At 76.7% G+C, this 223-nt stretch carries 1 protein-coding gene; it reads left to right on the top strand.

Going from position 1 to position 223, the window contains the following annotated elements; all coding sequences use genetic code 11:
- A partial coding sequence (locus tag QWJ41_RS21605) for a pantoate--beta-alanine ligase (protein WP_302710556.1) occupies window positions 1-223 on the top strand: 223 nt, incomplete at both ends.

Genomic DNA, 223 nt, shown 5'->3' with positions numbered 1-223 from the left:
GCGCGAGCCCGTCGGCGCCGGCCCGGTCGTGGTCTCGGTCTTCGTCAACCCGCTGCTGTTCGGCGAGGCCGCCGACCTCGAGACCTCCCCGCGCACCCTCGCGGCCGACCTCGTGGTGTGCGCCCGCGAGGGGGTCGACGTCGTCTTCGCGCCCTCGGTCGACGAGGTCTACCCCGGCGGCGAGCCCGAGGTGACCGTCGAGCCCGGCCCGCTCGCCGACGTG

This window comes from Nocardioides cremeus, from assembly GCF_030518195.1.
Classification (GTDB): domain Bacteria; phylum Actinomycetota; class Actinomycetes; order Propionibacteriales; family Nocardioidaceae; genus Nocardioides; species Nocardioides cremeus.
The sequence above is the reverse complement of the archived record's forward strand: the minus strand, read 5'-3'. Positions and strand labels throughout refer to the sequence as shown.